This window comes from Rhodococcus sp. ENV425, from assembly GCF_002887785.1.
In the GTDB taxonomy this organism is placed as follows: domain Bacteria; phylum Actinomycetota; class Actinomycetes; order Mycobacteriales; family Mycobacteriaceae; genus Rhodococcus; species Rhodococcus aetherivorans.
Genome location: NZ_PCZU01000100.1, coordinates 1 through 6,177, shown reverse-complemented (window position 1 = coordinate 6,177; position 6,177 = coordinate 1). Strand labels below are relative to the sequence as shown.

Annotated in this window: 6 protein-coding genes; 3 read left to right on the top strand and 3 right to left on the bottom strand. The window is 71.3% G+C overall.

Annotated elements, in window-relative coordinates; genetic code table 11:
• Together CQZ88_RS08380 and CQZ88_RS08375 are read right to left on the bottom strand one after the other, a co-directional pair.
• Positions 1 to 721: class II aldolase/adducin family protein (locus CQZ88_RS08380; protein WP_102799580.1), on the bottom strand; the 721-nt coding region annotated here is incomplete at its 3' end.
• A gap of 109 nt (positions 722 to 830) precedes the next feature.
• Entirely contained in the window at positions 831 to 1,964 is a 1,134-nt protein-coding gene (locus CQZ88_RS08375; protein WP_029546930.1) for a CdaR family transcriptional regulator, read from the bottom strand.
• A gap of 173 nt (positions 1,965 to 2,137) precedes the next feature.
• On the opposite strand from CQZ88_RS08375, the gene CQZ88_RS08370 reads away from it, so the two are divergent.
• Both CQZ88_RS08370 and CQZ88_RS08365 read left to right on the top strand, forming a co-directional pair.
• Positions 2,138 to 2,905 carry an SDR family NAD(P)-dependent oxidoreductase gene (locus CQZ88_RS08370; protein WP_006944673.1) on the top strand — a complete coding sequence of 256 codons (768 nt, stop codon included), beginning with the start codon at positions 2,138 to 2,140 and terminating at the stop codon, positions 2,903 to 2,905.
• A 70-nt stretch (positions 2,906 to 2,975) separates the two neighbouring features.
• Positions 2,976 to 3,791 carry an alpha/beta hydrolase gene (locus CQZ88_RS08365; RefSeq protein WP_102799579.1) on the top strand — a complete coding sequence of 272 codons (816 nt, stop codon included), beginning with the start codon at positions 2,976 to 2,978 and terminating at the stop codon, positions 3,789 to 3,791.
• 1 nt (position 3,792) lies between these two features.
• On the opposite strand, the gene CQZ88_RS08360 is transcribed toward CQZ88_RS08365, so the two are convergent.
• On the bottom strand, positions 3,793 to 5,385 hold the full coding sequence (locus tag CQZ88_RS08360; RefSeq protein ID WP_029546929.1) for a TM0106 family RecB-like putative nuclease: 1,593 nt from the start codon (positions 5,383 to 5,385) through the stop codon (positions 3,793 to 3,795).
• Positions 5,386 to 5,492: 107 nt separating this feature from the next.
• Here CQZ88_RS08360 and CQZ88_RS08355 point away from each other — a divergent pair, with 107 nt between their 5' ends.
• Complete coding sequence (locus CQZ88_RS08355; RefSeq protein ID WP_006944681.1) at positions 5,493 to 6,167, top strand: DUF6474 family protein; 675 nt, start codon at positions 5,493 to 5,495, stop codon at positions 6,165 to 6,167.
• Positions 6,168 to 6,177 lie beyond the last annotated feature (10 nt).

Here is a 6,177-nt window from a genome sequence, read left to right as displayed (position 1 = left end):
ATCCGGCGTACTCGAGTCCGACCTGGTCGTACGTCAACTTCGCGGTGGCGGCGTCGAGGGGGCGGGGGGTGCCGGCGGCCATGGCGATCAGTTGGGCCTGGCACGACCGTTCCATGGTGATGAACCACCACGCGGCCGAGTCGACCGTCTGACCCACGGTGAGCAGCCCGTGATTGGCGAGCACGACGGCCTTGTTGTCGCCGAGGGCGGTGGCGATACGTCGGCCCTCCTCGACGTCGAGCACCACACCGGTGTAGTCGTCGAACACCGCGTGATCGTCGTAGAAGGCACAGGCGTCCTGCGTCAGCGGTTCGAGTCCGATCTTCAGGCTCGACAGCGATTTGCCGTAGAGGGAGTGCGCGTGCGCGGCGGCCACCGCGTCCGGACGCGCAGCATGGACCTGGGAATGGATGGCGAAGGCCGCCCGATTGACGGGCCGGTTCCCCTCGACGATCTCGCCCTCGTGGTTGACCAGGATCAGATCGCTCGCCCGGATCAGGCTGAAGTGCACTCCGAAGGGGTTGACCCAGAAGTGGTCGGAATGCTCGGGATCGCGAGCTGTGATGTGGCCGGCGACGCCTTCGTCGAAGCCGCATGCACTGAACAGCCGGAACGCTGCGGCCAGGCGCTGCTTGCGGTGCAGGCGCTCCTCGTCGGCCGAGCCGAACGTCGGTGGCCGTGGCACCTCGATCCCCGGACCTGTCTGCGCTGCGTCGGTCATGAGCACTCCTTCCCGAGGGCCGATCTTGTGTCCCGGTTCATACTCGGCCTTCGCTTCGCCCGTGACCATCGGCAACAGAGCCGAACTTCGGGCATCCTGTTCGGCAATTTCACGAGAGCGCCGGCGCGACCATCGACCGGACGAGCCCGTCGACCGTGCGCAGATCCCACCCGGTCAACTGCTGCCAGCGTTCGAGCCGGTACGCGAGCGAATTGGGATGCAGGTGCAGTCTCCGGGCGGCCGCACTGGCCGAGAACCCGCTCTGGGCGAACGCCGAGACCGCTTCGGCCAGGTGCGGGTGCCGGGCCGCGATCTCCGCGCCCTTCGCCAACATCGGCGCCAGCTCCTCCCGGTGTTCGAAGAGGATCGCCGGCAGCCAGCACTCGTCGAAGTCGGCGGTCTGTGCCCGGCCCCGCACCAGCGCGAGCGCGCGCCGGGCGTCACCGATGCTCGTTGTCGCCCCCTCCAGGCCCCGACGGGCGAGCCCCAATCCCACCGACATGTCGGGGCGCACGTGCCGGATCGCGTCGACGACCACCGAACTCGCGACCGTCTGGAAGACGGTGACGACCGTGGTGCCGCGTCGGCTGCACAGCGCCGGCGCCGGTCCGTCGTCCAGGGCGTGCTGCAGTCCCTGCAGCTGCACATCGGACCACGCCTCGGACGGCGTGCATGCGGCTCGGAACATCCCGTCCGGGTCCAGCCCCAGCGCAGCGGCCAGCGTTCGGGCCTCCTCCGTCGGGTGTCCCTGCTCGAGCAGTTCGAACAGCAGCGCGCGGCGATTGGCCCGTACCGCCTGCGCCGTGCGGGTGGCGTCGTCGTGTCCCATCGCCACCGCGGTCGTCCCCGCATGGACGAGGTCCCACAGCAGCCCCCCGGCGTGCAGAAGTTCCGTGGTGGGCTCCGGCGCGTGCTCGACGAGAGCGCGCCACAGTTCTCGCGACCCGATGTGGAAGGACTCGATCACATTCGCAAGGGTCAACCCCTGCAGTGCCCGTTGCCTGCCGAGTTGCCGGGCACGCTCGAACTCGGGGCCGGCCGGGTGCGTGTCTGCGGGACGATCCGCGAGCAACCGGAGGGTGACGAGGAACTGTTGCCGGGTCGATTCGCGGTGCTCGTCCGGCGGCACCACCAGGTAGGTCGGCAGACGTTCGCGGATCCGGTCGACCGCCTCGGCCGACAACGCGTCGAGGTCGGCGATCACCGCGTCACACAACCCGGCGATCGAACTGTCGGATTCCACGGTGCCCCTCCTCCGCTACCGGGCGTTACCGTGGTCGACGCTAGTCGCCGCACGACAGCTCCGGCGCGGGACGGCCCCACCACCGCTGCCGATCCGCACGAGCTAACGCGCGCTAAGGTGCGAGCGTCGACAAGGCGCACGCCGGACGGTGGCGCCACGAAAGGAGCACGGCAGTGGAAATTCAGGGAACCGCCGCACTGGTCACCGGCGCGGCCTCCGGTCTCGGCGCAGCCACCGCCCAGCGTCTCGCCGACGCCGGCGCGACCGTCTTCGGCCTCGACCTCGCGCAGTCCATCGAGCGCGTCGGCGACAAGGCGCCCGCCGGCGTCACCCTCATCGCCACCGACGTCACCAGCGCCGACGACGTGCAGGCCGCCGTCGATCAGATCGTCGCCTCGGGCCTGCCGCTGCGCCTCGTCGTCAACTGCGCCGGCGTCGGCTGGGCCGGCCGGGTGCTGTCGAAGAACGGCCCGCACGACCTCGAGCTGTTCCGCACCGTCATCACCGTGAACCTGCTCGGCACGTTCAACGTGCTGCGCCTGGCCGCCGACGCGATGTCCAAGACCGAGCCCGTCGACGAGTACGGCCAGCGCGGCGTCATCATCAACACGGCCTCCGTCGCCGCGTTCGAGGGCCAGATCGGCCAGATCGCCTACTCCGCCTCCAAGGGCGGCGTCCACGGCATGACCGTCCCCGCGGCCCGCGACCTGGCCCAGTACGGTATCCGGGTCAACACCATCGCCCCCGGCATCGTCGACACCCCGATGCTCGCCGGCGTCACCGACGAATACCGCAAGGGCCTCGAGGCGGGCGTGCCCTTCCCGTCCCGCCTCGCCCAGCCGTCCGAGTACGCCCAGCTCGTGCAGATGATCGCCGAGCACGACTACCTCAACGGCGAGACCATCCGCATGGACGGCGCGCTGCGCATGGCGCCGCGATAGGCGGCTCCGCCGCCGTGGTGTCCTTTCGGATCCGCCCGGATCCGGAAGGACACCACGGCACACTGGTGCCATGCGCCTGGTGTGGCTCGTGGTGGCGGTCGTCGCGGTGCTCGCGTCGGCCCTGTGGTTCGGGCAGCGCCGGCTGATCTACCTGCCCGACAGGTCCCCGCCGCCGCCGGCGCTGTCGCTGCTGCCCGGCGCCCGCGACGTGCTGCTGACCACCTCCGACGGGCTCGAACTCGGCGCCTGGTACGTCCCGCCCCGCGGCACGGCGCGGGGCTTCACGGTGCTGCTCGCCTCGGGCAACGGCGGCAACCGCGTCGACCGCGCGCCGCTGGCGTCGGCGCTCGCCGAGGCCGGCTTCGCCACTCTGCTCTTCGACTACCGCGGCTACGGCGGCAACCCCGGCCGCCCGAGCGAGGACGGCCTCGCCCGCGACGTGCGCGCCGCCCGGCAGTACCTCCTCGAGCACGAGAACGTCCGACCGGACCGGCTGCTCTACCTCGGGGAGAGCCTGGGCACCGGGGTGACGACGGGGCTCGCCGCCGAGCATCCGCCCGCCGGCATGCTGCTGCGCTCGCCGTTCGTCGATCTGCCCACCGTCGGCCGGCACCACTACCCGCTGCTGCCCACGGGGCTGATGTGGGACCGCTTCCCGGTCGCCGAGACCGTCGCGCGTCTCGACGTGCCGATCACCGTCGTCTACGGGACCGCGGACACGATCGTCCCGCCCGGGCAGAGCGAGGCCGTCGCCGGCGCCGCCCGCCGGCTCGTCGAGAAGGTGGCCCTGCCGGGCGCCGAGCACAACGATCCCGTGATGTTCGGCCCGCCGGTGGTCGACGCCCTGATCCGGCTCGCCGAGGCGGTGACGCCCCCGCAGGAGTGATCTACAGGTCGGAGATGTGCGGGATCTCGTGCACCGCACGCTCGCTCATCCACTCGCGGAGCACCTTCGTGGCGATCACGTCGTCCTCGTTGTACTCGAGCAGGCGACGTCGCTGCTGCGGGTCGGGGTCCCCGTCGTAGCCGACGGCCTCGCGGTACCAGCTCATCGACGCCTCCCCACCGGCCTCCTCGTCCCGCCAGCGGTGCCCGGCGATCGGCGCGATCTTCTTGAGTCCCTTGCCGTTCGGGCACACGAACTGATCGGTGACGACCTGGTAGATGTCCACCCACTGCGGCGAGTCGATGAACTCGCGCACCTCGTCCTCGGTCGGTACCCCCGGGAAACCGGCGAACCGGCGGGCCGAGCCGAGCAGCCACTTGTCCTCCGCGGTACGCGAATAGCAATAGGCGGCAAAGGTTTTCCCACTCGCGGCGGCGGCGGCCCGTTCCGCGGACAGCCACGTCCAGAACTCGGCGAAGGAGCGGGCCTCGTCGTCGGTGGGCACCGGATCCCAGCTGACGAACGCCCGGTACGCGGAGATCCCGCCGACGTTGAGCAGCGTGCCCCACAGGTACGCGCCGTGCTCGTGGTAGCTCTCCATGTCGATGTCGATCTCGATGTCCGCACGCCGCACGTGCACGTGGTCGTGCCGCCGCACCAGCGGCGCACCCGCCAGCCACGCCTTGGCCACCACGACGGTGTCCTCGAACGAGCCCTGCGGCCAGGTCTCGGGCGGGTCCCCCTCCCAGCGGGCCAGCTGGTCGATCGTGTGCACGCCCAGCTCGCGCAGCACCGCCGCGCGCTGCCCCGGCGCCACCAGCGACACGTCGTGCGTCGCACTCAGCTGCTCACGGCACCGCGGCCACCACGGGCAGGTCTTGCACTCCCCGATCTGCAACGGTTCCGTCGGCGTCTCGCCCCGGGCGATCGCGAGCCGGTCGGCCAGCCGCGCGTCGTAGTCCTCGAGGACCGCACTCAGGTCGTGCACCAGGATGCAGTCCCCGCCGTACCCGATGGCGCCGCCGACCTGCGCCGGGCTGGCCAGACCGTGACGCTCGAGCATCCGGTACAGGTGGGCCACCCGCATCTGGTCGCGCACCTGGCTGCGCACCTTGCGGGTCTCGTCGACCACCGGCTCCCACGCGAACAGCCCCGACGTCGTCGCGCCCCGGCCCGGGTCGGTGACCTTGTGATTGACCACGATCACCGGGATGTAGCCGCCGCGCTCGACGTCGCGCAGCAGGATCTCGGCCCGGCCCCGCCGGCCCGAGTCCGGCTCCGACGGCAGGACCGCGCCCCAGATCCGGTTCGCGCCGCGACGGCATGCGTCGAGGGTGGCTTCGGCGCGCCGCCACGCCGGCCCCTCGGGGTCGATCCGCGCCCAGTCGCCGGGGTTCGCGTCGAACAGCCGCTGCCGCACGGCCTCGCGGTGGGTGGCCGCCGCCTCCTGCCGCTGCTTGGCTCCCGGGTGCTCCGGGGCCGCGGCCAACTCGTCCGGAAAGGCCGCGTCCAGATGGACCCGGTGCCGGCAGCGGGTCAGCGCGCTCGCCTCGATCAGGACCGGCGAGGTCCGTCTCTCGCTGGATACGTTCACAGTGAAGAACAGTATTCGTCCACCTAGGGTCAACCGGAAACCCCCGTCACGGATAGGCTGACCCGTGGCGCCGTGGGCGCCGTACACCGAATGGAGGGTCCTGTTCGATGGCGTTGTTCAAGAGGCGGAAGCGCCGCGCCACCCGCAAGGCGGAGGCGAAGGCTCTCAAGCACAAGGCAAGGCTCGAGGCCAAACTCAACGCGAAGAATCAGCGCAAGCGCGACAGCCGCCTGACGAAGGCCGAGATCAAGGCGGCCAAGGCCCAGCTCAAGGCCGACAAGGCGCTGATCGAATCGCAGACCCGGGTCGAGAAGCAGCAGCTCGCCACGCTCAAGGCCCAGGAGAAGGCCGCCGCCCAGAAGGGCTTCACCGCGGCGAAGGTGCGGCGCTACCTCGCCGTCGTGCGGCTGCTCGCGCCGGTGCTCGTGCCGCTGGTGTACCAGGGCGTGACCGCGCTGCGCGGTCAGCTCGACGCCGCGCGCGCCCAGCGCATGGGCGTCGCCGTCGACCAGCTCGGCGAGTACACCGGTCACGGCGCGCACCTGAGCGCCCGCATCGCCGGGGCCGAGAAGTCGCTCGGCGAGATCCTCGAGCGCCATCCCAAGGACGCCGAGACCCAGAAGTTCGCCGACGCCATCCGGGGCCGGCTCTCCGACCTGACGGCCGCGGTGCACGCCGCCGAGCAGATGCCGGCACCGCGCCGCAAGGCCGCGCACGCCGGCATCTCGCGGGAGCTGGACGGCATCGAGGCCGACCTGCTCGCCCGCCTCGGCGTGCGCTGACACCAGCGTG